Origin of the sequence: Mesorhizobium sp. M7A.F.Ca.CA.001.08.2.1, assembly GCF_003998455.1 — a bacterium.
Taxonomy (GTDB): Bacteria; Pseudomonadota; Alphaproteobacteria; order Rhizobiales; family Rhizobiaceae; genus Mesorhizobium; species Mesorhizobium ciceri.
Genome location: NZ_RZPW01001261.1, coordinates 1 through 927, shown reverse-complemented (window position 1 = coordinate 927; position 927 = coordinate 1). Strand labels below are relative to the sequence as shown.

1 protein-coding gene is annotated in these 927 nt (G+C 59.1%); it reads left to right on the top strand.

Features of this window, described 5'->3' with window-relative positions; genetic code table 11:
- Positions 1-174 precede the first annotated feature (174 nt).
- Complete coding sequence (locus EN914_RS36675; RefSeq protein ID WP_024504634.1) at positions 175-684, top strand: ferritin-like domain-containing protein; 510 nt, start codon at positions 175-177, stop codon at positions 682-684.
- The last annotated feature ends 243 nt before the right edge of the window (positions 685-927 follow it).

Below are 927 nucleotides of genomic sequence, written 5' to 3'. Positions count from 1 at the left end.
GCCAACGCGGACACCGCGACCATGCCCGTCGCCCGCCACTCTCTCCTGGTGCCAAGCGCCCGCTTGCAGCGCCTACCTCCAGGAGCCTGCAATACAGGCTGACTCGGCAGCTCAACCGATGAGGAACAATATCTCCCTTTGAAAGTTCTGGCCGACCCATGAAGGAGGTATGAAATGTCAGAATCACGCGAATGGCTTGTCCAATGGCTCAGGGATGCTCACGCCATGGAGGAGCAGGCCGAAACCATGTTGAATGGGCAACTGAACCGGATAGAGAACTATCCTGAGCTCAGCGAGCGGATTCGCCAGCACATCCAGGAGACCAGACAGCAGGCTGCTCGGCTGGAAACCTGTCTTGACCGCATCGGACAAGGATCTTCCACACTGAAGGATGCCGGCGGCAAGCTGACGGCAATGGCGCAGTCGCTCAGTGGGGTGTTCGCCGGGGACGAAGTGATGAAGGGATCGCTTGCAAGCTACACGTTCGAGCACATGGAAATCGCCTCCTACACAATCCTGATCGCTGCCGCCAAATCGCTAGGCGAAGCAGAGGTCGCCCAGCTCTGCGAAGAGAATCTGCGTGAGGAAGTTGCGATGGCGGACTGGTTGAAAAGCCATATTCCAGCGACAGCCGAGCAGTTCCTCGCGCGGGCCGACTCGGAGAGTGACAACGCCAAGCGCTGATCTACGATCGTGGCTCGCAGGCGATAGTGAGCACCGGTCAGCGCAGCGTACGGGCCCACGCTGACCGCCGTGGCGCGGGCCCACATAGCAACTACCTTGACCAGGTAATATTCGTATCGGTCTTGGGGGTGACCGTCCTGTTTGGGCGGCAACGACAAAACGACCTGGTCTGATGACGGCAGTTCCTCATGCGGGCGTGGAGCGTCATTCCGATTGAAAACAGGAACTGAGAGAGCGGCATCT

Excerpts from the sequence above, each read along its gene's own strand:
- EN914_RS36675 (WP_024504634.1), top strand. The coding sequence starts at position 175 with ATGTCAGAATCACGCGAATGGCTTGTCCAATGGCTCAGGGATGCTCAC.